Annotated in this window: 21 protein-coding genes, 2 tRNA genes and 1 pseudogene; 19 read left to right on the top strand and 5 right to left on the bottom strand. The window is 37.5% G+C overall.

The annotated features are described in order from the left end of the window. Positions 1–109 precede the first annotated feature (109 nt). A tRNA-Phe gene (locus tag ACFIKG_RS01465) sits at positions 110–185 on the bottom strand. A gap of 398 nt (positions 186–583) precedes the next feature. Between ACFIKG_RS01465 and ACFIKG_RS01460 the strand changes: the two genes are divergently transcribed. From ACFIKG_RS01460 to ACFIKG_RS01450, 3 genes are all read left to right on the top strand, one after another. Continuing rightward, positions 584–1,747 carry a phosphoserine transaminase gene (locus ACFIKG_RS01460; RefSeq protein WP_375651614.1) on the top strand — a complete coding sequence of 388 codons (1,164 nt, stop codon included), beginning with the start codon at positions 584–586 and terminating at the stop codon, positions 1,745–1,747. 382 nt (positions 1,748–2,129) lie between these two features. Beyond that, positions 2,130–3,419, top strand: a complete 1,290-nt coding sequence (locus tag ACFIKG_RS01455) for an adenylosuccinate synthase (RefSeq protein ID WP_375651613.1) — start codon at positions 2,130–2,132, stop codon at positions 3,417–3,419. Positions 3,420–3,660: 241 nt separating this feature from the next. After that, the gene (locus ACFIKG_RS01450; RefSeq protein ID WP_375651612.1) at positions 3,661–5,082 is read left to right on the top strand and encodes a hypothetical protein; all 1,422 of its coding nucleotides are present in this window, start codon (positions 3,661–3,663) and stop codon (positions 5,080–5,082) included. A 191-nt stretch (positions 5,083–5,273) separates the two neighbouring features. Here ACFIKG_RS01450 and rpoH read toward each other — a convergent pair whose 3' ends face one another. The 3 genes from rpoH to ACFIKG_RS01435 form a co-directional block, all read right to left on the bottom strand. After that, positions 5,274–6,158, bottom strand: a complete 885-nt coding sequence (rpoH, locus tag ACFIKG_RS01445; RefSeq protein WP_375651611.1) for an RNA polymerase sigma factor RpoH — start codon at positions 6,156–6,158, stop codon at positions 5,274–5,276. Positions 6,159–6,305: 147 nt separating this feature from the next. Continuing rightward, positions 6,306–7,310, bottom strand: coding sequence for an RluA family pseudouridine synthase (locus ACFIKG_RS01440; RefSeq protein WP_375651610.1), 1,005 nt, complete (start codon positions 7,308–7,310; stop codon positions 6,306–6,308). A 29-nt stretch (positions 7,311–7,339) separates the two neighbouring features. After that, on the bottom strand, positions 7,340–8,770 hold the full coding sequence (locus tag ACFIKG_RS01435) for an aldehyde dehydrogenase family protein (protein ID WP_375651609.1): 1,431 nt from the start codon (positions 8,768–8,770) through the stop codon (positions 7,340–7,342). Between the two features lie 469 nt (positions 8,771–9,239). Here ACFIKG_RS01435 and ACFIKG_RS01430 point away from each other — a divergent pair, with 469 nt between their 5' ends. Together ACFIKG_RS01430 and ACFIKG_RS01425 are read left to right on the top strand one after the other, a co-directional pair. Then, positions 9,240–11,819: a DNA translocase FtsK gene (locus ACFIKG_RS01430; protein ID WP_375651608.1), complete on the top strand. Its 2,580-nt coding sequence runs from the start codon at positions 9,240–9,242 to the stop codon at positions 11,817–11,819. Between the two features lie 1,176 nt (positions 11,820–12,995). After that, a complete protein-coding gene (locus ACFIKG_RS01425; protein ID WP_375625610.1) occupies positions 12,996–14,702 on the top strand; it encodes an ATP-binding protein in 1,707 nt (568 codons plus the stop codon). 18 nt (positions 14,703–14,720) lie between these two features. Here the strand turns inward: ACFIKG_RS01425 and mscL are convergent, their stop codons facing one another. Further along, complete coding sequence (gene mscL, locus ACFIKG_RS01420; protein ID WP_375625612.1) at positions 14,721–15,128, bottom strand: large conductance mechanosensitive channel protein MscL; 408 nt, start codon at positions 15,126–15,128, stop codon at positions 14,721–14,723. Between the two features lie 1,326 nt (positions 15,129–16,454). On the opposite strand from mscL, the gene ACFIKG_RS01415 reads away from it, so the two are divergent. The 14 genes and pseudogenes from ACFIKG_RS01415 to ACFIKG_RS01350 form a co-directional block, all read left to right on the top strand. After that, entirely contained in the window at positions 16,455–17,537 is a 1,083-nt protein-coding gene (locus ACFIKG_RS01415) for a quinone-dependent dihydroorotate dehydrogenase (protein WP_375625614.1), read from the top strand. Between the two features lie 139 nt (positions 17,538–17,676). Next, positions 17,677–17,753, top strand: a tRNA-His gene (locus tag ACFIKG_RS01410). A gap of 546 nt (positions 17,754–18,299) precedes the next feature. Further along, complete coding sequence (locus ACFIKG_RS01405; protein WP_375651607.1) at positions 18,300–18,599, top strand: hypothetical protein; 300 nt, start codon at positions 18,300–18,302, stop codon at positions 18,597–18,599. Positions 18,600–18,698: 99 nt separating this feature from the next. After that, positions 18,699–19,595: a hypothetical protein gene (locus ACFIKG_RS01400; RefSeq protein ID WP_375651606.1), complete on the top strand. Its 897-nt coding sequence runs from the start codon at positions 18,699–18,701 to the stop codon at positions 19,593–19,595. Further along, positions 19,592–19,741: a hypothetical protein gene (locus ACFIKG_RS01395; RefSeq protein ID WP_375651605.1), complete on the top strand. Its 150-nt coding sequence runs from the start codon at positions 19,592–19,594 to the stop codon at positions 19,739–19,741. The genes ACFIKG_RS01400 and ACFIKG_RS01395 overlap by 4 nt, the downstream gene beginning before the upstream one ends. Positions 19,742–19,886: 145 nt before the next feature. Then, positions 19,887–20,726, top strand: coding sequence for a hypothetical protein (locus ACFIKG_RS01390; RefSeq protein ID WP_375651604.1), 840 nt, complete (start codon positions 19,887–19,889; stop codon positions 20,724–20,726). Beyond that, positions 20,719–21,606: a hypothetical protein gene (locus ACFIKG_RS01385; protein WP_375651603.1), complete on the top strand. Its 888-nt coding sequence runs from the start codon at positions 20,719–20,721 to the stop codon at positions 21,604–21,606. Before ACFIKG_RS01390 ends, ACFIKG_RS01385 begins: the two co-directional genes overlap by 8 nt. Before the next feature lie 2 nt (positions 21,607–21,608). After that, positions 21,609–22,523: a hypothetical protein gene (locus tag ACFIKG_RS01380; protein WP_375651602.1), complete on the top strand. Its 915-nt coding sequence runs from the start codon at positions 21,609–21,611 to the stop codon at positions 22,521–22,523. Positions 22,524–22,838: 315 nt separating this feature from the next. Beyond that, positions 22,839–23,132, top strand: coding sequence for a hypothetical protein (locus ACFIKG_RS01375; protein WP_375651601.1), 294 nt, complete (start codon positions 22,839–22,841; stop codon positions 23,130–23,132). After that, the gene (locus ACFIKG_RS01370; RefSeq protein WP_375651600.1) at positions 23,123–23,920 is read left to right on the top strand and encodes a beta-hydroxyacyl-ACP dehydratase; all 798 of its coding nucleotides are present in this window, start codon (positions 23,123–23,125) and stop codon (positions 23,918–23,920) included. Before ACFIKG_RS01375 ends, ACFIKG_RS01370 begins: the two co-directional genes overlap by 10 nt. A 146-nt stretch (positions 23,921–24,066) precedes the next feature. Then, on the top strand, positions 24,067–24,432 hold the full coding sequence (locus ACFIKG_RS01365; protein WP_375651599.1) for a hypothetical protein: 366 nt from the start codon (positions 24,067–24,069) through the stop codon (positions 24,430–24,432). A gap of 34 nt (positions 24,433–24,466) precedes the next feature. Then, positions 24,467–24,970 carry a hypothetical protein gene (locus tag ACFIKG_RS01360; protein ID WP_375625177.1) on the top strand — a complete coding sequence of 168 codons (504 nt, stop codon included), beginning with the start codon at positions 24,467–24,469 and terminating at the stop codon, positions 24,968–24,970. A gap of 432 nt (positions 24,971–25,402) precedes the next feature. Next, positions 25,403–25,558 carry a hypothetical protein gene (locus tag ACFIKG_RS01355; protein ID WP_375648490.1) on the top strand — a complete coding sequence of 52 codons (156 nt, stop codon included), beginning with the start codon at positions 25,403–25,405 and terminating at the stop codon, positions 25,556–25,558. 736 nt (positions 25,559–26,294) lie between these two features. Next, positions 26,295–26,438 (top strand): annotated as a pseudogene (locus ACFIKG_RS01350) (DUF2924 domain-containing protein); the annotation flags it as partial. Positions 26,439–26,731: the final 293 nt, after the last annotated feature.

Raw genomic sequence — 26,731 nt, 5'->3', positions numbered from 1 at the left:
AACAAATTAGGTAAAATTATATAAACTGTAGAAGGTGGTCTAAAAGGTGGTCTGAAAATGGCTATTTAAAGAAAAAAGCTATATATTTCAATATGTTAAACACAAAAAGTGGTGCCCAGACGCGGATTCGAACCACGGACACGCGGATTTTCAGTCCGCTGCTCTACCAACTGAGCTATCTGGGCATGCTTCATAAAAAATATAAAGCGTTTGCGGTTATAACATTAAAATTTTCTCTGTCCAGTCATCAAAAGAAAAATAATTGATTTTTTAATAAGTTTATCTCCCTATTCTAGAGAGTTATCAATGAATCTTTATCATAAAATAAATTTGATAGGCATATTGGACGCGTTAGTGTATTGTTAGTAGAATGCTGTCTTATCATGGTGATGATACAAAAAAATAAAAGAATCAATCGAGAAGCATGATTAAGAAAGATTTTTTTATAAAGTTTCCGTGAATTTTAAGCATACGAAATAATAGAAAATATTTTTGACTTTTTTCTAAAAAGATTATTGATTAGTCTTTATAATAATTTGTTTTTCTTTATAAAGAAAGAAAAACATCTAAAAGGGGAGAAATAATGATAATGTTACAAAAACCAAGCAGTCGTCCCAATAATACTAATTTTTCTTCAGGTCCTTGTAGCAAACGGCCTGGTTGGACTCTTGATGTTCTTAAAAATGCATTAGTTGGGCGTTCGCATAGATCTAGAGAAGCAGAATTAAAACTTGCTGAAGTTATTAATTTAACCCGTGAGATTCTTGAGGTTCCTTCTGATCATCGTATAGGAATTATGCCAGGTTCAGATACCGGTGCTGTTGAGGCTGCTCTATGGTCTCTATTAGGTGAGCGTGGCATTGATATGGCGGCGTGGGAAAGTTTTGGATTTGGGTGGAATAAAGATGTTGTCGAGCAATTAAAGCTTTCTGATGTACGTCGTTTTGAAGCTCCTTATGGTGAAATACCAGATTTAACACAACTTGACTTTGATCGTGATGTTGTTTTTACATGGAATGGGACAACTTCTGGTGTGCGTATTCCTAATGCAGATTTCATTCCCCATAAGCGGGCTGGATTGACCATTTGTGATGCAACATCTGCAGCTTTTGCGCAATATCTTGATTTTTCAAAATTAGATGTTGTTACTTTTTCATGGCAGAAAGTTTTGGGAGGTGAGGCTGCGCATGGTATGGTGATTTTAAGTCCTCGTGCTGTTGAGAGGCTTGAGAATTATGTTCCAGCTTGGCCTATGCCTCAACTTTTCTATATGACAAAAAATGGAAAATTGAACGAAGATATTTTTAAAGGAAAGATAATCAATACACCTTCTATGCTTTGTGTTGAGGATTTTCTTGATGGGTTGAAGTGGGCAAAATCTCTAGGAGGTTCAGCGGCATTAAGAGCACGGGTGGAGAAAAACTTTTCTGTACTTGATGCTTTTGTTCGCAAAACACCATGGCTAGAATATTTGGCAAAAGATCCTGAAGTGCGTTCTAACACCGCTATTTGTTTAGATATTGTGGATCCAGTGATTACTGCTTTGGATACGGAAAAGCGAGTATCTTTCATAAAAGCGGTTGTGAAACGTCTTGATGAGGAAGGAGTTGCTTATGATATTGGTTCGTATCGCGATGCTCCTCCGGGGCTTCGAATTTGGGCGGGTATAACAATTGAGGCTTCCGATCTTGAAATTTTAACACAATGGCTTGAGTGGGCGTTCCAAGTTGAAAAAGCACAGCTTTAAATAATTACTGGTGATTTTCACAACGTGTTTTTAAACAGAAAAAGAATACGAGAGATCATGATAATCTTTCGTATTCTTGTATCAGACAAACAGCCTCTAAATATTACATGAATTGTAAAAGATTAAGAGGAGGAATGAATGCTCTGTCAGGTGTTGGATACGCACAAATTAAAATCTCTAATTTTTTACTTTTTGTAGCAAAAATGACAGATTTAAAATATTTTGGTATTTGCTTATCTTTATTATCATAAATTTGAAAATTTAATCACTTGAAGATTGAGAAAAATCTGAAATGAGGAGTCGCACTTGCTCTAAGGTTTCGTTATAAAGAAGTATTTGTTTTTGAATGCTGGTTTTTTGACCAAACACGACGGAGAAAGTTATGGCCAATGTAGTTGTTGTCGGTACACAATGGGGTGATGAAGGCAAAGGTAAAATTGTAGATTGGTTGTCTGAGAGAGCAGATATCGTGGTGAGATATCAGGGGGGGCATAATGCTGGCCACACATTGGTTATTGATGGAGCTAGTTATAAATTATCACTTTTACCGTCTGGTTTAGTGCGTGGCAAATTATCAATTATTGGGAATGGTGTTGTAGTTGATCCCCATCATTTTGTAGCAGAGTTGAAAAAGCTACGTGATCAGGGCGTGGAAATTACACCGGAAATTTTACGTATTGCTGAAAATGCTCCTTTGATTCTTTCTTTGCATCGTGATCTTGATGCAATTCGAGAAAGCGGTTTATCTGGTTTAAAGATTGGTACAACAAAGCGTGGTATTGGACCGGCTTATGAAGATAAGGTGGGACGTCGTGCTATCCGAGTGATGGATTTAGCAGAAAAAGATACACTTATGGCTAAGATTGAGCGGCTTTTGAGGCATCATAATGCTTTGCGTCGTGGGATGGGGGGGGCAGAGATTGATTCTCAAGCGCTTTATGATGAATTGATGCAAGTTGCGGATAAAGTTTTGCCCTTTATGGATTGTACGTGGCGTCTTTTAGATGAAGGTTATAGAGGAGGGAAACACATTCTTTTTGAAGGTGCGCAAGGTGCTTTACTCGATAATGATTTTGGAACTTATCCTTACGTAACATCATCGAATACAGTTGCTGGGCAGGCATGTACAGGTTCAGGGATGGGACCTAGTGCAATTCATTATGTTTTGGGTATTGCAAAAGCGTATACCACACGTGTTGGAGAAGGGCCTTTTCCTACAGAGCAGATAAATGATATTGGTGAATTTCTGGGAGCGCGTGGGCATGAATTTGGTGTTGTAACGGGTCGAAAGCGTCGATGTGGTTGGTTTGATGCTGTCTTAGTCCGTCAGATGGTAGTAGTTTGCGGTGTTCAAGGTATAGCATTGACAAAACTTGATGTTTTGGATGGTTTGGATGAAATAAAAGTTTGTATTGGTTACGAGCTTGATGGTAGAAGGATTGATTATTTACCTTCTTCCATGGGAGCCCAAGCCCGTGTGAAGCCTGTTTATGAAACATTAGAAGGTTGGAAGGAAAAAACAGCCCATGCATTGAGGTGGGAAGATTTACCAATGCAGGCTGTTAAATATATACGCTATATTGAAGAACTGATTAACACAAAAGTGGCTTTATTATCTACGAGTCCAGAACGTGAAGATACTATTCTTATTACAGATCCTTTTGCAAATTGATTATTATTTTTAGGTTTCCATATAGATCTTTTGTTCACTTCTATATCTTTTAACAAAAAGAGTTTTTAAGAGTGCGTGAAAGAAAGGTGTAAAATGACATTGTTTATTTTTCATATTCATTTTACACTATGACAATAGTTGTACCAATATAAATGACAATAAACTTATGAGCCTAAAATAAAGCTGTTTTAGCCTGAGTGCTAGGGTTTCTTTGCTTAGTTTAAGAGAGATTATAGAGGAAATGGTAGATTTCGTTGGAATCTTAAAAAAGGCAATTAATGCACAAAATAATGTTACACCACAAGTGCGTAAGCGGATTTATAAACGGGCTATCGAAACACTAGAATATCAATTTGTAACAGCAAAAATACCACAAGCAATAGCCGATGAACAAAGAAAGATTCTTCAGAGTGCTATTGCAACTGTTGAAGAAGAATATTTAGCAGTTGAAAAGAAGTTGCTTTCTTTAGTTATTGGGTGGAATCCCACAAATGTAAATGAAGATAAGAAATATACAAAAAAAACTATATTACCAAAGAATAATGAATTTTCAGTGGTAGACATAAAAAGAAAGCAGGATTTTGTTACACATCCAAAGGATAGCAAGTTATTTGATGAGCCTTGGGTATCAGATATACCAGATGCAGAGCCTGTTAATATGGAGGCTGATGTATCTTCTCAGCATGTTAATAGCTGTGCGTTAAAGATTTCTTCGTCGCAAGAAGATAATCCTCATATTGTTTCGCATATTTTTTCTCAGGCTTTACGTCGTGCTAATAAATCATTGGTGCAAAGGCGTATTGTGATAAGTGCTGTTTCTGTTGTTAGTTTTGCTGTTTTAACTATTGGTATTTTTTTTATTGGTGGGCGTGTATTTGTATCAAATGATTATCAGATATTAGGAGAAAATCTTCAAGTTTCTCACGAAGTACCAAAGGCACTTTCGGTTAAGAGAAAGTTAACACAACGTTTATTAGAGGATGGGAGTGAAATTGATGTCGGTTTAAAACAAGCGACAGATTCTTCGGATGAAGAAGGAATCTCAACCGTTGTTTCCAGCAATTTGCAATCGCTTGATAAATTAGGTGAAGCTGTTTTTTATCAAGCACGTACAAATTATGATGCAGAAAAGATAGCAACCGGAAGTGTTCGCTGGACGCTTATAAAGGAGTCTTATGTGAAAGGGGCTCCAGAAGAAACAGCCATACAAGGTGATATAACAATTCCTGATGAAGGGCTATCATTACGGTTAATTTTACGTCGCAATACCGATCGGTCATTTCCTGCTGCATATATTATGGATCTTATTTTTATTCTTTCTGATAAATTCTCAGGTAAAGCTATAAGCAGTGTTCAAGCATTAACCTTTAAAGCAAGCGAACAATCTATTGGGCAGCCTTTAGTAAGAACTATTTCTATAAAAATTAACGATGATTTTTTTCTTGTTGCATTGAGTGGTAATCATCCATTTCTTGATCGAAATTTGCAATTGATGCGAGAATTAGATTGGATGCGTTTAGTGTTAACGGATAAAAACGGACGTATAAATGAATTAACCTTTGCGAAGGGACCAACAGGTGAGTCTATTTTCAATAAAGTTATTGGACAATGGCTTGCACAACAAGATAAGTTAACAGTTCTTGATCAAAAAAACAAAACATAGATGCAAATAAAATAAAAGGTTATTTCTCGATATCGATTTTTATTAGTTATATCAAACACGCTCAATAAAATTGTATACTATAACTCAAAGGATTCTACAGACTAATTTACAAGTACAAAGCCAATATACGCTTTTCTCATTTCTACTTTAAAAATGCGCAAACAATTGGCTTCATACCTAATTCTAGAGTCTTATACTTGACTTTGAGACAAAGCAGAATCTCTGATAGAATTTTGCACTTTTTCAAATGCACGCATTTCAATTTGTCTTACTCGTTCTCGACTAATGTTAAATTCACCAGAGAGTTCTTCTAGAGTTAATGGTATATCGTTTAAACGACGTGCTTTGAATATACGTCTTTCGCGTTCATTGAGATTGTCCATGGCATTTATAAGCATGGAACGACGATTTTCCAATTCACTTTTTTCAATTAAAATTTGTTCTTGATCGTTAGATTCATCCACCAACCAATCTTGCAACTCGCTGTTTTCCCCTTCTTTTGTACGAAGGGGTGCGTTGAGTGAAGTGTCACCACCAAGTCGGCGGTTCATTGATATAACTTCATCTTCTGAGACATGCAACTGAGTTGCAATTTCTTTTACTTGTTCTGCATTGAGATCACCGTTATCAAGTGCTTGAAGTTTACTTTTTAATTTACGAAGGTTAAAAAACAAGCGCTTTTGATTAGCTGTTGTCCCCATCTTCACCAAACTCCAAGACCGCAATACATATTCTTGAATTGATGCTTTAATCCACCATATTGCATAGGTTGCAAGACGAAAACCACGTTCTGGCTCAAAACGCTTAACAGCTTGCATGAGTCCAACATTGCCTTCTGAAATGACTTCCCCAATGGGAAGTCCATAGCCGCGATATCCCATCGCGATTTTAGCTACAAGACGCAAATGACTGGTTACCAGCCTATGCGCTGCTTTTAAATCATTATGCTCACGATAACGTTGAGCTAACATATATTCTTCTTTTGGATCAAGCATTGGAAAACGACGCACCTCTTCCAAATAACGGTTTAATCCACCATCGCCTGTGGTTACTGATAACAAATTCATATGGGCCATAATAGCACCCTCCTTTTGTCTGAATTCCCTGATAAGGCAAATTCGATGTTTCAGATAGTAATACCTGCGTGCATTTACTTTAGCATATTTTTCAATTTTGTTCAAAAAAAGATATTTTATTGTGAAATCTTGAGAAGGAGAAAAGTTTCAATTCATTTTTTTAAAATGCTTAATAAGTTTAGCCATATCTTGAGGTAGTGGTGTGGAAAACGACATAACTTTACCGGTAGAAGGGTGTTCAAAAGTGAGACTTGCGGCATGAAGTGCCTGTCTGTTGAATTGATCGATTGCATTTCTAATAGTGGGGTTGAATGCGTTTGATTTTGTTTTAAAAGCGTTGCCATAAACTGTATCGCCTATGAGTGGATGCCCAATATGAGCCATATGAACGCGGATTTGATGGGTGCGTCCAGTTTCCAAGCGACATTCCAGAAGGCTAGCAAAAGATGTTGAGTCTGCATGAGAGCCATATTTTTCTAGCAAAGAAAAATGTGTAACAGCATGACGAGCATAAGGGTTTTGGTTATGGATAACAGCTTGCTTTGTTCGGTTATGGGGCGAACGGCCAAGTGATGCATCAATTGTCCAAACATTGCGGTGAGGTGTCCCCCAAATCAAGGCACGATAGCGTCGGTCTAATGCACAGGTACGTCCATGATCAGAAAATTGAGCACTGAGACTTTTATGAGCTCGATCATTTTTTGCAACAACCATAACACCGCTTGTATTTTTATCGAGACGATGGACAATGCCAGGGCGTTTAACACCACCTATACCAGATAAACTATTACCGCAGTGATAGATAAGGGCATTAACCAACGTACCGGTCCAATTTCCATTGCCAGGATGAACAACAAGACCTGCTGGTTTGTTAATAACAATGATATGATCATCTTCAAAAAGGATGTCCAATGCAATAGCTTCAGCACTAGGTTCTGCATCACGAAGGTCAGGCATTGCCAATTCAATTATTTGCTTAGGTCTTAATTTTGTTTTTGGTTCCTTTATGAATTGACCATCAATTTTAAGATAGCCTTCACGGATGAGGGTTTGCAAACGCGAACGTGATAACACATTATGATATTGTTTTGCGAGCCACTGATCAAGACGTTGCCCAAGAGCACCTTCATCCGTTATTTTCTGTATTACCATACGATTCCTATTAAGTTTTTAATAAGATTTTACCAGTACGAAATTGCTTTACTATCGAGAAATTCTTTAATTCCCCACTGTCCCCCTTCACGGGCGCGTCCAGAAAATTTTACACCCCCAAAATAGCTTCCACTAGGTAATCCATGTCCGTTAACTTCTACCATACCAGAGCGTACTTGTGCCGCAATACGACGACATTTGTTGCGATCTTGTGATTGAATATAGTTTGTAAGACCATACTCAGTGTTATTCGTTAAAGCGACAGCTTCTTCTTCTGTATTAAAAGCAAGAATCGAGAGAACTGGACCAAAGATTTCTTCTTTGAAAATACGCATATGAGGTTTTACATCAGCAAAGACTGTTGGACGGACATAATAACCGCGTTCAATTCCTCTTGGTAAACCAGTTCCGCCTGCAACAAGAGTTGCACCATCATCAATTCCTGATTGGATAAGATCTTGAATTTTGTCATATTGTTTTTTTGAAACGACGGGACCAATATGATTTCCTTCTTGGAAATTTGGTCCTACTTTTGTTGTTTCTGCAATATCTTTAGCTATTTTTATGGCTTTGTCATAGATGCTTTGTTCCACAAGCATACGAGTCGGTGCATTACAGCTTTGTCCACTATTATAAAAGCAATGTCGCGCACCACGTTGAATAGCATCTGAGTCGGCATCAGCAAAGATAATATTCGCTCCTTTTCCCCCAAGTTCCAGACAGACTCTTTTTAAAGTAGCGCTAGCATTTTTAGAAATATCTTTTCCTGCTCTAGTTGAACCAGTAAAGCTAATCATTTCTAGATCTGGATGTGCTGAGAGGTAAGAGCCGACAGTTGCACCATCACCATTGATTAAATTAAAAACACCTGCAGGGAGCGCGGCTTCATCTAAAAATTCAGCAAAAAGCATAGCAGAAAGAGGCGCAATTTCAGAGGGCTTTAATACCATGGTACAGCCAGCCAAGAGAGCAGGGATAACTTTAAGAGTTACTTGATTCATAGGCCAATTCCATGGTGTAATTAATCCTACGACGCCGATAGGGTCGTAGTGAAGAATTGCTTGCTCATTTCCCTTTATTAAAGTTTCTTGGAACGAAAACTCTTTATAAGCTTCGATAAAATTGCGAATGTGGGAACTGCCAGTTGCAGTTTGCGCATTAAGAGCCATATCAATCGGTGCTCCCATTTCCATTGAAATAGTTTTTGCCATGTCTTTAGAACGTTTTTCATAGATATTTAGAATTTTTTCAACGAACCCAAGACGCTCACTTGGTGACGTTGTTTTCCATTTTTGAAATGCCTCTTTAGCCGCGTTAATTGCTTTATCGGCATCTTTTTTACTTCCAAGGCTAATGACAGCACAAGCCTCTTCTGTTGATGGATTAATGACGTCAAAATCGTGAGGAGTGCTTGGGTCATCCCATAGACCATTGATATAAAATTTCCGTTTATTAAACATAATTCATTCCCTTTTTTCTATTTGTGTTTGTTTAATTATGATTATCTTAGTCTAAGCCGTTTTAAACGAGGATAACAAGGGTAATCTTATAAAAACGCGAGAAATTAGATTATATCATGATAATTGAGCATGGAGAATTCAATAGAGCAATGCTTATATACCCATTTGTATTATTGGGACTAATTGCTTTTATGAAATGGGAAAGAAAGAGAGCTATAGACAACCTTCCTGAAGCCTTTTTATCATGAAGTTTTCTTCAAAACAAATGAAATACGAGCTCTATGACATCATAAACGAGACAATTTATATCGTAAATATGCAGAAGGGAGATTATGAATATGCATTATGGCATTATTTTTTTCATTAAAAAGTAACCATCAGCAAAAGGTTATTAACCTTCGTATGATAGTTTCTACGAATTCTTTTTGAAAAGGTTATTTTTCTTATTGCTATAAATTTGTTGGGTGCCATGCATAATTCGAAAACAAAATCTATTTCTACGCCTTCTTTTTCTGATGATGGTACGAAAGGTGCATCAAGAGAAGATTTATCTGTTAAGATTACGGAGATATTTCCTTATCCGGAAGTATGGAAAAAGGCATTTACCCTCGGAAAAAATGTCCGTTTCACGCGAACCCCAGAAGTTGAGATTTTGCGTCGTCGTATAGAAACAGATCCAGTTTTTGCAAAGCAGTTTAAAATTTTTACGAAGCAAGATCAAAAAAAAATTACAGATACAGATATTGCACGTTGTAACAAGAAAACAACAAGCGTTTCATCGACAAAAAAAGTTATTAATCCTCAATCAATAGAAAATAAAACGTCGGTTTGTCATTCAACAGTTTTGAAGCAGTTGTCACGACAAGTTACTCGTATACCATCAGAAAATATCCCACTTGAGGAGGATAAACAAGAGCATAAATTACAAGTAGAAAATGTGCTACAAAAAACGAATCCTGCTTGGCATCTTTCAGATGATGCATTTTTTGAATGCGGATCTTTGATATTTGAACATATGGATACTCAAACTTCAAAAGAGGATCAAACATCGATTGACACGACAAATGAAATTACATCCGATATTCCTTCTATCTTTGATGAGTCAATAACTGCTCTTTACCGTGTTCTCGAATACCGCTTTCCGCAACTCTATGATTCAATTACATCAGAATCTCCAGCGGAAAGGATGCGAGGCGTTGAGCAAATTTCTGATTTAATGCATACGAATAATGATATTACTAAAGAATGTCATTCTAAGCTTTCTGTTGAAGATTCCGCTCATACGTTAAGTAATGCAAGGGCGTTAAACGATACTGTGGCACTAAGCGACGCTGAGTCTAATATAGAGACGAAAAAAACCAATAATAATATTGTCGACTGCATAACAAAGAATGTCACACCAAATTTAAAAGATTTGTCTGTGATGCAAACAAACGGTAAAACGAAAATATTGCAATCTGCCCGCGTGCCATTAAGCAATTATGATTCTGCTTTTATGCAAAATATTCAATCTATTGACAGTGATGCTTATGAGTTTCCTCCGATCAATTTATTACAGGAACCTGTTTTTCATGAAGGTACGATGATTCCTCAGGAAACATTGGAACGCGGTGCTGGATTTTTGGAAAGTGTTTTGGAAGATTTTGGCATTAAGGGTGAAGTTATCCATGTACATCCAGGGCCAGTGGTTACAATGTATGAATTTGAGCCTGCTGCGGGTGTAAAATCATCGCGCGTTATTAATCTTTCTGATGATATTGCGCGTTCTATGTCTGCTATTTCTACACGCGTTGCTGTCATTCCTGGACGGAATGTTATAGGGATTGAGTTACCCAATGCGGTTCGTGAAACCGTTTATCTACGGGAATTAATTCAAACACGTTCTTTTCGTGAAAGTGAATTTAAACTTGCTCTTGCTTTGGGGAAAGGGATTAGTGGTGAGCCGGTCATTGTAGAATTAGCAAAAATGCCTCATTTATTGGTTGCAGGAACAACAGGATCAGGTAAGTCTGTAGCAATTAATACAATGATTTTGTCGATTCTTTATCGTATGACACCAAAACAGTGTCGTTTGATCATGGTTGATCCTAAAATGCTAGAGCTCTCTGTTTATGATGGCATTCCACATCTTTTAACACCTGTTGTAACAGATCCTAAAAAAGCGGTAACAGCTTTAAAATGGGCGGTTCGTGAAATGGAAGAGCGTTATCGCAAAATGGCTAAGTTAGGTGTACGTAATATTGATGGTTTTAATGCACGTGTTGCACTTGCGGCTCAAAAAGGTGAAACGATCATGTGTACTGTACAGTCGGGTTTTGATAAGGAAACAGGGGAAATGCTTTATCATGAAGAAGCCATGGATCTTACGCAGCTTCCTTATATTGTTGTGATTGTTGATGAGATGGCTGATCTCATGATGGTGGCAGGGAAAGAAATAGAGAATGCCATTCAGCGCCTAGCACAAATGGCGCGTGCGGCTGGTATTCATCTTATTATGGCAACGCAGCGCCCTTCTGTTGATGTTATCACAGGGACAATTAAAGCGAACTTTCCTACCCGCATTTCTTTTCAAGTGACATCAAAAATTGACAGTCGTACGATCCTAGGTGAACAAGGTGCTGAAACGCTTTTAGGTCAAGGAGATATGCTTCATATGGCGGGTGGGGGGCGTATTGTACGCGTTCATGGACCTTTTGTCTCTGATGAAGAAGTTGAATCCATTGTTGCACATCTTAAACTGCAAGGAAAACCTGATTATTTAGCAACCGTCACAGATAACGAAGATGATAACAAAGAGGATGCTTCTGCCGATTCAACGGTTGAAGTTTCTGAGGAAGAAAATTTTGATGAAGAGGGAGAGGAGCTTTATAATCAAGCTGTAAAGATTGTTATGCGTGATAAAAAATGTTCAACATCTTATATTCAGCGCCGACTTTCAATCGGCTATAATAAAGCAGCTTCTCTTGTTGAGAGGATGGAAGAAAACGGCATTGTTGGAGCCGCTAATCATGTGGGAAAACGTGAAATTTTACTCAATACAGGGAAATAAAAAAGCACATTAAAATGTGCGATTTTTAAAATGTTTGACAGACATTATTTAAATAGCGAATGCTTGTTTTATTTTTTAAAGCAGATGTGACCATGTATTTATAATAATATTAAAAAATTGAATGAAGAGTAATAAAACAAAAGTGATCTTTTGACTGCTGATACCAAAAGGGGAGGTATTTTTAACATTTCTAGATGATCTGGGATGTAAAGAAATTAAACAAATCTTTATATGAGAACAGATGATTTTTGTTCTCTTTTCTGATTGCAGAAAAATTCTTTGGTTAAATAATGCAGTGGTATATTTTTTTGTTTTCTCTTCTATAGCGGTTCTGATGAAAGAAAGGTCTTTTGGGGATTATGGAGAGCATCATAAGAAGAGTATCTAATATGCAAGTTTTGTTGCATTGGGTGTTTTAAAGCACTATGCTAAATTTGTTATTATTTGATATTATTGGTACAAGAAAGGTGTTCTTACGAGAAACTTTATTTGAAAAAGAAATTTTAATTTCTATTTTTATAATGCAATTTATTGATTTATAATAATAATTTATCATTATAAATATTGAATGAAAGTTTCAAATATCGTAAGATTTTTTTATTTCAAATCTGTTTCTGTTGAAACAAATAAAACGATTTTCTTGCGTATCGTAATGAATGTAGGGGTAAAAAGTTAAAAAAAAGAAATAAAAATGCCGCTTATGAACGCCTTCAAATGCCAAGAACTATTGGTGACATTAGGGGTTAAAATTAGTATAATGATGGTCCTAACCAGCTCTTTTATAAGCATAAAAATGTAATGTACAATGCCTTGCTATCTGTTATGCGGGCCTTTACATTCTACCATTTACGGATGCCGTCGTAAAATAAGCTTGGGGAGCTTGGGGGATATCTTTTTAAAACAGGCACATGAATGCGTAAAATAAGTGTATTCTTTTTGAGTACTATTTATGCGAGGGAGATGTTACCATTATTGTAACAAGTTTGTTACAATAATGGGTGAATAAGCAACAGGAGTTGGAGGATTCTTTTTATTCTTGTTTTGTTGATGAAACAGTCAAAATTTTGCTACAGACAATTGATATGAGATATCAAGTTATTTTAACCAGAACAGGTAATTGTAAACAAATTAGCATTATTTATTTGAGAGTAAATCCAACACTTTTTAGTTTTAGTTATGCCATTAAAAGCAGATGAATTGAAGTTAAATACAAATGAATTAAAATGTCAGCAAGGAGCTTTTCGTTTTACACCAGAGCTTTTGCCTCGGCCTTTTACGTGGGAAATCGATCATAATGGTTTATTTTGTGAAGTCTCAAAAGAGCTAGCTGAAGTTGTTGGTCCTCTCTCTTCCTCTATTTTAGGATGTAGCTTTCATGAGCTTGCTCATCAATTTAATGATGATCGATATCTGGTTCTCAGTCATTTTATTGAAGCTGCTATGCCTTGGAGTAAAGAGATTGTTCAATGGCCTGTTGATGGTTGCTTACAATGGCTTGATGTTGAGTTGTCGGCTTTGCCAATTTTTGATGTTAAAAAGCAGCTTAAGGGGTTTCGTGGCTTTGGTGTTTTAAAAATACGAAAAGAAGTCCAAGAAAAAATAGATGAAAAGCTGGAAACAGAAATGCCATGTCTTACGGAGATAGAACGTTCAGCTTTTCATGAAATTGCAGAGAAATTACGTGATGAATTGAATTCATCGGTAAAAGAAAAAAAATTAGTTGAAGAAACAGCTATTCAGTTACCATATACACAAACATTGCCGGTAAATGCTATAGAACAAGCTCTCGTAAAAGAGCCCGCAGCAGTTTTATCATTGTTGGATACAGCAACAGATGGTGTTTTATGGTTGGATGAAGAGGGCTTTATTCAATCAGCAAGTAGGGCAGCCTTAGCATTAATGGGTTATGAAATAAATGAACTACGAGGACAGCCACTCTCTTCATTATTTACTTTGCAAAGCCGATTTTTTGTTGAAAAATATTTTAAATCAATCCGTGTGGAGGGGAAAAATCAGGTTTTAAATCGCAGAGAAACAGCTGATTTAATGACGAAAAATCATAAAAATATAACCGTTTTGATAACGATTGTATTTTTGGCACAGCAAGGCAATTATGCTGTTATGTTGCGTGATAGGGCACAAATAGTTCCATCAGGAGGAAAAAAAGCAGAAGAGGATAAAATTGTTGGGGTTGTTCATGAAATACGAACACCTTTGAATGCTCTTATTGGTTTTGCAGAAATTATGAGAGAAGGCCGTTTTGGTTCGATAGAAAATGAGCGCTATCGTGGATATTTACGCGATATTATTTCCTCTGGAAAACATATATTATTGCTGATTAATCAATTACTAGAGTGCTCGAAGATAAATTATTCTGTTTCCAATAACCAGATTGATTCTTCCATTATTTCTGAAACATTTGATGTGATATCTTGTTTACGTGCGACGATAGCTTTTCTTGAAACTCAAGCCAATCAGAACGGCATTATCATGCGTATTGTTGCTCCACCTCATGTTCCATTTATTCCTGTATCACAACAAGTGTTTCGCCAGATTATATGGAATCTTCTTTCCAATGCTATTCGTTTTACACCTTTGGGTGGACAGATCATTGTTCACGTTTCTTATAGAAAAGAACGTGTAAAAATTTCAGTGAGTGATAATGGTATAGGGATGAACGAAGAAGAGATTATAAAGGCACTGCAGCCTTATGGTCAAGTAGAGCGCAAAGATGGCCGATCTGGTGATAGCGCTTTTATAGGAACAGGTTTAGGCCTCCCAATGTGTAAAGCAATGGTGGAAGAAAGAGGGGGACAATTTTTATTGTTCTCAAAACCCAATCATGGAACAACTGTGGAAATGTTTTTTCCTCGTGTTCCATGATGTAAATCTTGCATAAAATTATTTTTTCTTAGCCAAAAGATCTCTAATTTCTATTAAAAGTTGTTCTTCTGAAGACGTTTTTTTTGGGCTTTCTTCTTCTTTTCTACGGATTTTATTCATAGCTTTAACGAATAAAAAAAGAACCCAAGCGATAATGAGAAAATTGATAAGTAAAGTAATAAAGTGTCCATAGCTAATGGTTGCTCCAGTTGCTTTGGCGGCACTCAATGTTGCTTGTTTTTCGCCAGCAAGTTGAATAAACATATTAGAAAAATCAATTCCACCTGTAATCAGCCCAATGATTGGCATAAAAATATCATTGACAATTGAGTTAACCAAGTTACCAAAAGCACCTCCTATAATCACACCGATAGCAAGATCAATCATATTACCTTTTAGGGCAAATTCTTTGAATTCTTTAAGCATTGCGTTTTCCCCTTTATGTAAGCGATATACGGTAATTTACTTACCGCTTTTGATGAAAAAGGAAAGGGCAGATTTTATTTTTAGGATTATATTACAATATTAATGTTATTTTCAAAGAACTTTATAAGGTTTAATAACGAGCATTAGGGCTCTATTTGAATGTACATAGAACCTTTCTGAGAGAAAAGCTTTTTTGATAAAAACTATATCTGCTTTTTTCAACAGAAAGTAGAAAACCGTAACTTAATTTATATAATTGCCTCAAGATTTTTATGATAACATTAAAAAAAAGATTTTCACAGAATACCACAAAATGAGCAGCGTTGAAAGTTGAGCTATCAGGACACTTCTCAGATGAAGTGCATATATTGGTATAACATATTGTTATAAAAAGATAATTTTTAAATAAAAAATATATTTCAGTATTGATGGAAGAAATGGATAGATGAGGCAGGAGAAAACTTATAATTTAGTTCCTCTTAATTTAGTAAGCGATAATGGCAATTAGGAGGGCATTATGGCTTATCTAAAAGCTATTTTTACTGGGGTGCATGAGCTAAAATGGCGATAATTCTGATGGAAGAAACACATTTCATCTACTGAAAGATTGTATTAGTTTATAAATAGCAGAGCTCTAGGGTTTGCAAGATCATTTTGGTTTGGAAATCGTTGGTATGATAGGTGGGAGTTCAATGATCAACTGTCATTACTTAAAATATATGTTAGACAGAGCACTTATAGATGCAGAATTATATTTAGCGCATCAGAAATGGCAAAGCAAACAATGCAGTTTCTTTAAAATTTTATCAATAGAGTACAAATGATTGAATACCCTGTTGCTAATAAATAGCGCAACAATAGTATGAATTTAGATAATTTTATGAACTATGTATTCTATAAATGCTAGGAAAAATAGCTTTATAGAGCAAGCTCTGTTTCTATTGGCAACAATATCACACAAAGGAACTGTGGGAATAGGGATAATTTGCGTGCATTTTTAAGAGAATTATGAGCTTTACTGCATGAGATGTCACAAAAACATGGTTATGGTGAAGAGCCATTGATGTTTCAATTCATGCTGCATTCTATAAGATTAGGATTCACATTTTAATCTTTAAAAAATGTCGAAAAAGAGAAACGTTTTTTAAGAATAAAAATTTTTTACACAGTATACATCAAATAAACATGTATGGCTATTGTGTAATGAATTTTCTTCTAGAAGGGAAATGTTATTTGGATAATATGCTCTCTTTGATTGGTGATCTTTTGTGTTAAAAGATATAGGTGAGGTGCGATGGATCATTTTTATGTTGTGGAGAAGGATTGATGAGTTTTTTTCGTTGTATTGGCCGTTCTGCCTTATTTATGTTGGATCCAGAGCAAGCACACAGTTTAGCGATTCTCGGGCTGAAAAGTGGATTAAATGGCTGTCAAAAGGTTATCGATAAACGTTTGTGTGTAACTGTTTCTGGTCTTGAGTTTGAAAATTTTATTGGTTTAGCAGCGGGATTTGATAAAAATGCAGAGGTTGTGGATGGTATTTTTCGTTTAGGATTTGGTTTTACTGAAATTGGGACAGTGACACCAAAGCCTCAGATTGGAAATCCTAAACCACGGCTTTTTCGTTTAAAAGAAGATGAAGCGATTATTAATAGAATGGGCTTTAATAATGATGGACATCAAGTTGTTTACAACAGATTGCGTGCGCGTAAAAAAACTGGTGTTGTAGGAGTCAACATTGGAGCCAATAAGGATACGGTCGATAAGATTGATGATTATACTGTTGGTATTGCTCATTTTTATGATGTTGCTGATTATTTTACGGTTAATATTTCTTCTCCCAATACACCAGGTTTACGTGATTTACAGGCCCGTGACAGTTTGCATCTTTTGTTGAGTGCAGTTTCGCAAGCGCGAAATGAGCAAGAGAACAAGCATGGATTCTCCATTCCTATTTTTTTAAAAATTGCACCCGATTTATCAGAGAAAGAATTAGATGATGTTGCTGAAGAAATAAAACTTTCTGATTTTAATGGACTGATTGTTTCTAATACAACTCTTGCACGCCAAGGTCTTAGCAATAGTCACCTCAGTAATGAAGAGGGGGGGCTTTCTGGACGTCCACTTTTTGAGTGTTCTACTATTGTGCTTGCAAAAATGCGTAAAAAATTAGGGAAGGACATTGCAATTATTGGTGTTGGCGGTGTAAAGGATGCACAAACCGCTTTGGAAAAAGTAAAAGCTGGTGCAGATTTAATTCAATTATATAGTGGGATGGTTTATGAAGGTCCAAATCTTGCTATAACTATTCTGCAAGAGATTTTGCAGATGATGCAACAAGACGGTGTTGATAACATAAAAGACTATCGTGATCATAGTCTTGAGCATTGGGCAAAATGTTCTTTGTAAAAAAACGCTTTTTTCTTCACAAAAAATTGCGAGATTTTTTTAAAGGGGCTTGCAAACTTTGTTGATCTTCCTTATGTCACATAAGCGGAGAATAAATGTTTACGAAATCGTGAACAGTTATGATACATTTGCTTTTTATGCGGTTGTAGCTCAGTTGGTTAGAGCGCTGGTTTGTGGCACCAGAGGTCGTAGGTTCAAATCCCACCAACCGTACCATTTGTCTTGTTACAACTTTTCTAATTCTTATTTTTGGCGTTTTGTGAGGCGGTTAAAAGCCGTGCTTGGCGGGCTTTTTTGCGTGTGAGCTGTCACGGAGCAGAGACCTTGCGCGGATGATTTTTCTCAAATTTTGTCCAAAACGGAATGATACGATCAATAATCGCTTGAAATATAAACGGGTTAACTAAATCTATAATTCTGATTGCAATTGCAACAATAAATATCTCTATCAGTATATTTACATACTTTTAGTATATTTTGTAAACCAAGAGAATCTTATTTAACTTTCATTATTATTGCTCATAATATAAACTATTAAGTTTAAACACATAAAATAAGTAAGCATAAATTTACTAAAATATGCCATATTTTTGACACAATATCCTTGATTTTGTCAACTATATATTATAAATGCGAACTTGCATGAAAATGCATTCATATCTCCAGGGGTGTTTCGGTGGTTGATTATGGGTAGGCCATTTTGGCGCGGGGACATAAGTAACCTTGGGGGAATTTATTTATACACTAAATTGGAGAAAATAAATGAGATTTTTAAATAGTTCGTACGATTATTGCAGTGCCGATAATTTTAGTAGCAAATATAACTCTGGTTTTGCGTTTGGTAACAAGTATGGTGCTGGGATTGGCCTTGGGGTTGGTGTTGGCGTAGGAGTGGCAACGCTTAATTTTAATACTGGCATGGCCGCAGCAAGCTTGGGGCTATCTGTAGGCGATAGGTTCGGAGGCACCATAGGCGGTTATGTTGGTTATGGTGTGGCTGCTGCCCAGTGTGGCATACAATCTTGGGGTCGATCTATTGCTCATTCAGGTGTGGGATGTTGATGCGCTTTTGATGTAGTTCTTTGGGTTATCCTAAAGCCTAGAATGGTGGTACTGTAAAAGGTGCCACCTTTATGTTTGAAATATTGTACAGGAGGAGCTATGGGCGAGTTTAGTATAGTGCTCGTTTATTTTTGTCTATTGTTTGTCATGTATCTATTCTTCAAAACTATTGCTATTAATGGAAAAAGCATGTTATACAGGAGCATGGTTGCATTCATAGTGGCGGCATTGGTTACCCCTCCCCTCATGTATGCCTTTGAGTATATAGTCGGTGTGCCCATAACATCTCCTCCTGTTATTATAATTATGTTCTTTCTTTCTTTTTGCATTGAATTTATACCCAATATAGTAAACAATATAAAATGCTTTAGTTTGGCCATTATCGCAAGTTGCCCCATTTTTTTCATCGCAGCTGGTTTTATTGTTATGAGTGATGACCTTCTGTTAGATTTTTTTGATCTGCAGCTTTCGGGCTATATTTATCTGCTTTTCATTATTCCGTTGATGATAGGGGGGGCTCGCTATGTCCTAATTGCTAAAGCTTTGAAGGAAAAATCTATGTCAGTGCTAGATTTAAGCATTTGTATTGGCTGTGGGTTTGCCATAGGCATCTTTTTTGTGTCATCACTGCTTTTATCAGACCTTCGAGAAATCTATCAACAGATAGGTTTTGCAAACAGGGAGGCAGTGAAAAAAATGTTTGATTATGCGGTGTTTGGTTTCGCTATTCTAACGGGCCAAGTTTTTTTGACATTTTTGATGGTTCTCTTTGTTACTACAAAGAAATATTATTGGTTGCTCCTTGATGTTCTTGCAGAGCTGTTTTTTAGCCTCTTTGTTTCTTATTATGTAGCGTTTGTTCATACAGATGATGACTATGGAATGGTTAGAAGTTGGATTTGTTTGATGTTTGTTGTTTATGTGTGCGCGCGTTACATTAAATCAAAGAATGTGAAGCTTAGCGTGATTAACCCGTTTAAAAAGAAAACTGAGTGAGAAGACAGGAGGCTATAGTTCTTTGGGTTATCCTAAAGCCTAGAGCAGCCACCCCAGGAGGGGCAGTTTCTAGAGCAATAGTAGGCGGGGTCCGTGGTGCATCCGCGAGTATTGCTAAAGCTGGTTGGGATTGTGTTCGCTTCTAAGTGGTGAAATTGTTGTTTGACCTGGCTTTTTTAACAAGGTAAAGGCCTTGCTAAGGGGTACACTATCAGCCTCTTAGCAGGGAGTTTTTCTCCCGCAATAATATCTTGGTATGCTTGGGAGGGCAAGGCGCTTTAAGGAAATTATATGTCTGACTTAATTTTTGGAATGCTGCTTAGTTTTGGGATAAGTTCCAGCCCTTGTCTCCTTAAAAACAATGGCTTGTTGGGCGAGCGTGTCATTTTTTTGGGGGGGCTAGCTGGCCTTTCCTGTGCTATCATCTTCGCTTATCCACATAGTGAAAGTGGGCTTCCAGACTTATCTTTGCTTTTGGTATGTTATTTTGGCATTCTTTTAATTCTGCACGAGCACTACTTATATAAATATTTAGTTCTTGGGTTCTGTGGTGCAGTTGCTACCTTGTGTATTGGGGCAGGTTTTATATATTTGAGTTCTTTGTTGCCATTGCCTGCTTTGTCTGCTGCTAATAATAGCCAGCAGCAGGTGGTGCATTACATGAGTTTGGTTGCTGCAAACTATCCCTTTTTTATCCTTTTGATATCAGTTTTAACTGCAGAGCTTTTGCGTTTGTGGTTGCTTCGCGTATATAAGCCAGAATTAGCTGCGCGTGAGGTCCTTTATTTCGGGCTGGGCTGTGGGGGTGTTCTAGACTTATGCTATAAGACCCTCCCAGCTCTTTTTCTTTACTTGAATTACCGTGTTGATAGGGCGCCACAAATGGTGGGCTATGTCGCATTTGAATCTTGTCCACAAGCGATCAGCTATCTTATTGCCGCGGGCATGATTGTATTGATGCATGTTGTAAATACGCGTTTTATGTATCTTGGTTTCCAAGATAAGCGCAAGGTCTATTTCTATCTGCCTTTTGTAATTCATTTTGCGGTTGGTCTTTTGTTTATGTTTGACATTTCTTCAGGCTATGCAATATTAATAAATTCTATTTTTGAGGTTTGCAATAATGCTTGACAAATTGACATTATCTGTTATCGGCGCCGTTTTTTGTCTGGTGCTGATTATTTTTCCTTTGATGAAGAAAAAAACATTGGTTGAACATTTGGTTTTCTTGCTCGTTGTTTTGTGTCTTGTTTTTCTTTATGTTTATGGCGCTACGAGTTATTTTCCTTATTATGTTTTGGCGCTTTCGCTTATATTGGGGTACCGCTGGTTACTCTCTTTGGTTAAAACGTTTAAAGGCACGAAGGCGATTATTGGGTCAAGCGCTGGTTGTTATGTGCTTTTGATTTTTTTTCTATACGGCTTTATGCTTATGATAGGCAGTTTGATTTTAGATTTTTCTGCTTATAGTACGCCTAATATTGTTTTTGCTGTTGGTCTATTCCCTATAGGCATGGCGATTATGCAGTTTTTTTTGCTCTCTCATTGGGTGGCAGAAGATAATGGCAATGGTGTAGAGGCAGGACTGGGCGTGGGAATGGGGATTTGGGGGGCTGCTATAGGGCTTGTACTGCTTACATCTCTACCAGAAGCTGTGAAAATCCTAAAAGGGGCCTTTAGTCTTGATAGGGACGCCTTACTTTCTTTACTTGAGACGGTAATATATTATGCGTTTATTATAGGTCTGAATCTTTTATCAACTTTCTTAATGCTTGTGGTTTGCCTTGACAAGAAATGGCGTTTTTTTGTTCTTATCCTGCTTTTACAATGCTTGGCGGCTTGGGCGCGCTTTTCATGGCAGGCCGCTGAGCCAGAACTTCTTGCAATTGGGCATTATACAATCGCTACTATTCTTATGTTTGCTCTTATGCGGCAAATTTATGATTTTGTGCAAGACAGATTATCCATGAAGAAAAATAGCAGTTACGTTGTAGTAAATGAGGGGGCATAATAATGTTGGTTTTATTTATTACTTCGCTTCTCGCAGGCCTTATTTATGGCGCTGTCATTTATAATTTTTTTCGCTCTACGTTTAGTTGGATAAATGTGCTGTTGAGCGGCATAGTTTTTGGGGTGATTGTTCTGTTAGTATGGCGTTACTCGGAAACAGAACATAAACTTGATGCCTTACGTTTACTGCAAGTGCTTGGCGTTGTTTTTCTTCTATGTGTGTTTCATCATTTTCTGAAGTTCAAATTGGTTGTCGCTGGTGCTGTGGGATGGTTTGTTGCTAGCTGCATTGCTGGCGGGCTTATTGCTTTTTGGGAGCAATCTGTAATAAAAACGCTTTATATGATGAGTATTGTTGAAACCAAGAGTCGTGCAGAGCAGGGGCTGGCGCTTGTTTTTTTATTTTTAACATTTTCGGTTTTTTTTGTTGTAGCAGAAGAAGCTATGCGTCGTTGGTTAGTTACTAAGTTTTATCGGTGCTCGCCTAGTTTTTTGTGGCGTTTGCCGCTGAATATTGGCATAGGCTGGGGTTTATGCGAATTAGTTTATAAGGCGCTAGGGCCTTTCCTTGTTTATAATGGCTGGCCTATTCGATCTAGGTTATTAGCCAGTGAGTATGTAATTTTTTATTCCTGGACGCAAGCGAGTATTTTTTTGTGTGCTTTAATGAGCGTCATACTTATGCATATTTTCAATACATGCTTGGCGTATCGTGGTGTTGTTACGCGCTCTAAATTTTATGCGTGTGCGCCTTTTTTTGTCCACGCTATTGTTAACTGTTTCGGTACAACAGTGATGGTTACAGAGAAGGTTTGGTTTAATGTTGGGGGCAGCTTGTTTATTCTACTTTGTGTGATATTGTTCGTATATTTTGAAAGCAAAAATCCTTTAATACAAAACATAAAATTGCGCGCTTAAAGTGTTGTAGAGTGATGAATAACTTTGCGTACTCTAAGTATGGCTAGAGAGCCTGATACGCGCTTTCTGTTCTGCAAAAAATAGAGAAGGTTAGCACCGACGTAACGCGTCCAGTACCAAGAGCGACGTCATTTCTGCACTAATTGGGGGGAGGGTGTGCTACTGGCCACGCGCATATGGGAGCCTAAAAATATGCTATCATGCGACTTTCTAGTGTCCTCCATGAGATTGAAGCTGGGAATCTTGAGGCGGTGGTAACGCATTATTGCAAAAACAAACCCTGGCTAGGGTTTGGTCATTCGATTATGCAACGGGATGTCTGGGTTGATTTCTTTTTTTTTACGCTTTCAGGCGCCTATGCGCCCCTTCAGTTCTCTTGCGCGATCTATTTTGGACAATACAGGACTGCAACCCAATGTCGATTTTCTAATTGCAAGCATCATGAGCAAACATCGGGCTGCTCCTGAGCTGGGATTGTTGGCTTTTTTCGTTTGTCGTATGCCTATACTTCTCGCGCACTATCAAGCGCGGTTTAGTGCTCATTCCTTCGGTTTATCATCAAAGGATTTAAGAAAAAAATATAAAAAGGTCCCCAAATTATGGCTATAAAGCATCGCACCGAGCCAAATTTCTTGGGTATATGTCAGAGTATCACTTTAACCGCACCGATGCGTGCTTGCGGGCAAATCGATATTTCTCACTGGAATTTAGCCCATAACTATTTGAAACAGGGCTTGTTACTCGAAGCCTTGCATCAGTTTTCAGTTCGATTCGCCACCGTGGTGGCTAAAAACTCGGATCTCACTTATCGCTATTTCCCTGTTATAGTTGAACAGTTTTTCTCTACCACCCATTTTGATAGCGATCGGTTATGCGTTGAAGGACATATTGAACGCATTAATGAGGCCTACCGTATTCACTGTAAGGCCAGCACATATGACAATGGAAAGGCCGTTATTGCGCAGGCAATCATCATGGTCAGTAAGGTCTTCTTCCCTAGCTCGTGTTCTGAGAAAGCCGCTCTTCCATTACTAGGCGATTTATGTAAGATTTCCTCCGTAACCGGAGATTCTTGTACTTTTTCATTTAATGCGCATCACCCGCTTTTTGAGGAACATTTCCCCTCCCGCGCCGTATGTCCTGGTTCACTATTGATTGAGATGGTTCTGGCTTTGGCCACGCAGGGTAGGGCGACAAATATCGCATCTGTTGCGCTGAAAAAAGTAAAGTTCATTGAAGCAGTTTATCCGGGAGATACCTATCAGTTGACCATTAAACAGGATACAGAGGGTGAACCGGGTGGCGTTTTTTATATTCATACGGAAACTAAAAAACGAAGCACTTGCGGTAAGTTTTCTATCAAATATAAAAAGGAGGATGCGCCATGTTTAACATAATAATCTCTTTTATTCCGTGGAGTATTTACTCCTAGGTTATAAATGGAAACGTTTTAACTCTGGTCGAATGCTCTCTCATCTTGACTGTGCTTTTATTATTAATTATTGCTCTGAATATTAAATTTATCCGACAGGGAGAACCCGTGATGATTACGAACATTCTGGCATTTATTGTCCTGTTTGTTAATTATTTCGCTGGATGGTCTACACTTTTACTGAACTACCCCACAGTTTTTTGCTATCTGTCACTTGCTCTGGTTTCATTGATGAGCTTGCTGGTAAAGAAACCCTTTACCATTTTTTATGCTCCTGCTGGTGTTTCTGAAGAAAAACGCAAACATATCCTCTTTTATCTCATCAATAAATATATTACATGGATTTGGGTCATCATCTTTTTTGCCAATGGTCTTCTAGGGGCTTTTTTTACATGCTCCCCCCAGCTTTGGTTGATCACTATGGGTTTAATTTGGGTTGGTATTCTTTTTTCTAAATATCTTCCTAACATCATATAATATTTTTATCGCATCAAACATCATGGAGCATAATATGTCATTGTTTAACATTCTGACCGGAACCCCTTTATGGGCCTGGATTTTGCTTATTTTTCTCATCGCGAGGGGAATAATCGCATTGAAAGATAGGGAAATGAAGGTTTACCGCCTTTTTCTCTTGCCGTTAGTCTTTCTTTTTTTGGGCGCAAGCGATGTGATTAACCAGCTGGCGTTCCCGCGCTGGGGAGCAATCTCAATGTTGGCAGGGCTGATGATCGGCTTTGGCGTTGGCTGGTTGCTCTGGCGTGCCACTCCGCGTTTAAAAATCAAAGAGGGAACGGATTTCATTATTCTGCCTGGTACGCCGTTGACGCTGACATTTATTCTTATCGCTTTTGTCATCAAATTCACATTGATTGTTTTTCTCAAGGTTGTACCTGATTTGAAATATGCATTTGATTTTAACCTTCTTTTTGGTCTTTTAAGTGGGTTTACTGGTGGTGTGTTGTGGGGCGGCACATTAAATTTATATATAGCATTTCGAAAGAATCCAAATTAATCCCTATACCATTAGCTGTGGGTGCTTCCCATTAGAACTATCTCAATAGAAGCTTATTCCTAACAACAACGCTGCATACAAATGCAGCGTTGCCTCGTAGTTTCAGATTTTTTTATCCCAGCGCGTGAAGAGGTGAGGGAAGTGATATATCTGACTATGCCCCCTTGGGGGAAGAGCGAGCCTAAAGGTTTAGAATGCTATGAGTTTGAGCTAGCTGGACTTTGAGCAGATGGTTTATCGCTCATGGGAAATCATTTTGTTTTACGATTCAAAAAGAGGATAGTGATGGTCTCATTGGCGTAGGTGGGCAAGAAAACTGTTAGCTTGGCAATGCGTCAACAATTTGTAGAACTATGTTGTGGAACCCATATGCAAAGCGGTTGCTATGATGGCACGATGCTTTTATCAAGCATTATGATATGGTAGGAACTGGTGTTTAAGGGTGCAACTGCGGTCACTGTACGATCCAATAGCATTACGTCTGAGTATTTAGGAGCGGTAGACTCTGTACAGGCTATGCGTACAATATGTGAAGCACGCTTGCGGGAATCAGTGTGTCATTATTGTGTTGTGCACGCAACCCTCTAGCGAGTACTTCATTGGTAAGGCTGTTTTTTGAAGCTAGTTGTAATTATCTGTGTGTTTTTAAAGAGAACGTTAGCACCGATGTATCGCGTGCAGTACCATTTTCCTTTATAAAACTATTCTCATTTCTTTTGTTTCTTTAAGAAATCTGCACTTCTCAGCCTTTTTTGCATATGATCGATAACGTAGCTCAAGTTCCTTGAGACAGTGAATTTTTCTCTCTTTTTGCTAAAAATGCCCAAACCATCTTATTTAGTCGAGACTTAGTTTAAGAAGGGATCTTCTAAATTTATTATTTTTTTCAATAGGATATAAATTTCTCGTTTTGGGTGCGCGGTAGACTTATAGCAGTAACAAGCTTAGGCGTATAGTTAGCAGATACCGTCATTATTGAGGAGTTTATTTAAATTGTGTTTGATCGATTGAGGTATACAGAAAAACGTGATCAATAAGCTTAGGTTTATTGGTTCTAAGCGTGGAGGGGGGTGAGCTATCCAATGCAAAAGAATAAATTGTTTTTTTGCGCTGAGCGTTGGTTATTTTTCGACATAATTGCATTTTGGTCTAACTTTGTGAACACACACTATTTCTGACTAATCGAGGAAATAGAACATTCATGTGTTGAGAGGATTAGACAATGAGTTGTAAACAATTAGAGCAAGAAATAGCCACTGTAAAGTATACGTCAATGTAGGAGTCCAAAGCCTTATGACACACTTATTTCAGTGACGATTATTTAGGACAAACGCATCATGTGCTTGTGGTGCCAAAAGGTTATCAATATGAGGGAAAGATTTACAAAAGCTTGAAAGCTATTGCCAAGCATATTACCGACATCAATTGGAATGGCCATTTATTTTTTGTCCTTTTAAGGCGTGGATGAGAGGGTGACAGGGGACAAGAAAGGTGCTTAAACAAGCGATAAAACCAATACGCGGCGCTATATATAGACGTAAATTCACCGAAGAAGGCTTAGGAGTTTAACTCACTGGATGACAAAAAGAAGCAGGCGAAAGCTTTGTTAAAGCTTATTGTCATGAAGGTTGGCAATGAATACCAACGTTGTTGATAATGTAAAAATCATGCCGCAATATATTTAAGGAGTGAGTGCAAGAGATTAATACATTCCTATGGCAGATTGTAGAAGCATGGTTTGCGATCCTAATTATATGATTG

This window comes from Bartonella sp. LB28NMGDW (assembly GCF_042194435.1).
Lineage (GTDB): Bacteria > Pseudomonadota > Alphaproteobacteria > Rhizobiales > Rhizobiaceae > Bartonella > Bartonella grahamii.
Note: the sequence above shows the minus strand (reverse complement) of the source record. Positions and strands in the feature narration are given on the sequence as shown.

Bases quoted from the DNA above. Each gene is read 5' to 3' on its own strand.
- ACFIKG_RS01460 (WP_375651614.1), top strand. From the start codon at position 584: ATGATAATGTTACAAAAACCAAGCAGTCGTCCCAATAATACTAATTTT.
- ACFIKG_RS01455 (WP_375651613.1), top strand. From the start codon at position 2,130: ATGGCCAATGTAGTTGTTGTCGGTACACAATGGGGTGATGAAGGCAAA.
- ACFIKG_RS01450 (WP_375651612.1), top strand. From the start codon at position 3,661: ATGGTAGATTTCGTTGGAATCTTAAAAAAGGCAATTAATGCACAAAAT.
- rpoH (WP_375651611.1), bottom strand. From the start codon at position 6,158: ATGGCCCATATGAATTTGTTATCAGTAACCACAGGCGATGGTGGATTA.
- ACFIKG_RS01440 (WP_375651610.1), bottom strand. From the start codon at position 7,310: ATGGTAATACAGAAAATAACGGATGAAGGTGCTCTTGGGCAACGTCTT.
- ACFIKG_RS01435 (WP_375651609.1), bottom strand. From the start codon at position 8,770: ATGTTTAATAAACGGAAATTTTATATCAATGGTCTATGGGATGACCCA.
- ACFIKG_RS01430 (WP_375651608.1), top strand. From the start codon at position 9,240: ATGCATAATTCGAAAACAAAATCTATTTCTACGCCTTCTTTTTCTGAT.
- ACFIKG_RS01425 (WP_375625610.1), top strand. From the start codon at position 12,996: ATGCCATTAAAAGCAGATGAATTGAAGTTAAATACAAATGAATTAAAA.
- mscL (WP_375625612.1), bottom strand. From the start codon at position 15,128: ATGCTTAAAGAATTCAAAGAATTTGCCCTAAAAGGTAATATGATTGAT.
- ACFIKG_RS01415 (WP_375625614.1), top strand. From the start codon at position 16,455: ATGAGTTTTTTTCGTTGTATTGGCCGTTCTGCCTTATTTATGTTGGAT.
- ACFIKG_RS01405 (WP_375651607.1), top strand. From the start codon at position 18,300: ATGAGATTTTTAAATAGTTCGTACGATTATTGCAGTGCCGATAATTTT.
- ACFIKG_RS01400 (WP_375651606.1), top strand. From the start codon at position 18,699: ATGGGCGAGTTTAGTATAGTGCTCGTTTATTTTTGTCTATTGTTTGTC.
- ACFIKG_RS01390 (WP_375651604.1), top strand. From the start codon at position 19,887: ATGTCTGACTTAATTTTTGGAATGCTGCTTAGTTTTGGGATAAGTTCC.
- ACFIKG_RS01385 (WP_375651603.1), top strand. From the start codon at position 20,719: ATGCTTGACAAATTGACATTATCTGTTATCGGCGCCGTTTTTTGTCTG.
- ACFIKG_RS01380 (WP_375651602.1), top strand. From the start codon at position 21,609: ATGTTGGTTTTATTTATTACTTCGCTTCTCGCAGGCCTTATTTATGGC.
- ACFIKG_RS01375 (WP_375651601.1), top strand. From the start codon at position 22,839: ATGTCTGGGTTGATTTCTTTTTTTTTACGCTTTCAGGCGCCTATGCGC.
- ACFIKG_RS01370 (WP_375651600.1), top strand. From the start codon at position 23,123: ATGGCTATAAAGCATCGCACCGAGCCAAATTTCTTGGGTATATGTCAG.
- ACFIKG_RS01365 (WP_375651599.1), top strand. From the start codon at position 24,067: ATGATTACGAACATTCTGGCATTTATTGTCCTGTTTGTTAATTATTTC.
- ACFIKG_RS01360 (WP_375625177.1), top strand. From the start codon at position 24,467: ATGTCATTGTTTAACATTCTGACCGGAACCCCTTTATGGGCCTGGATT.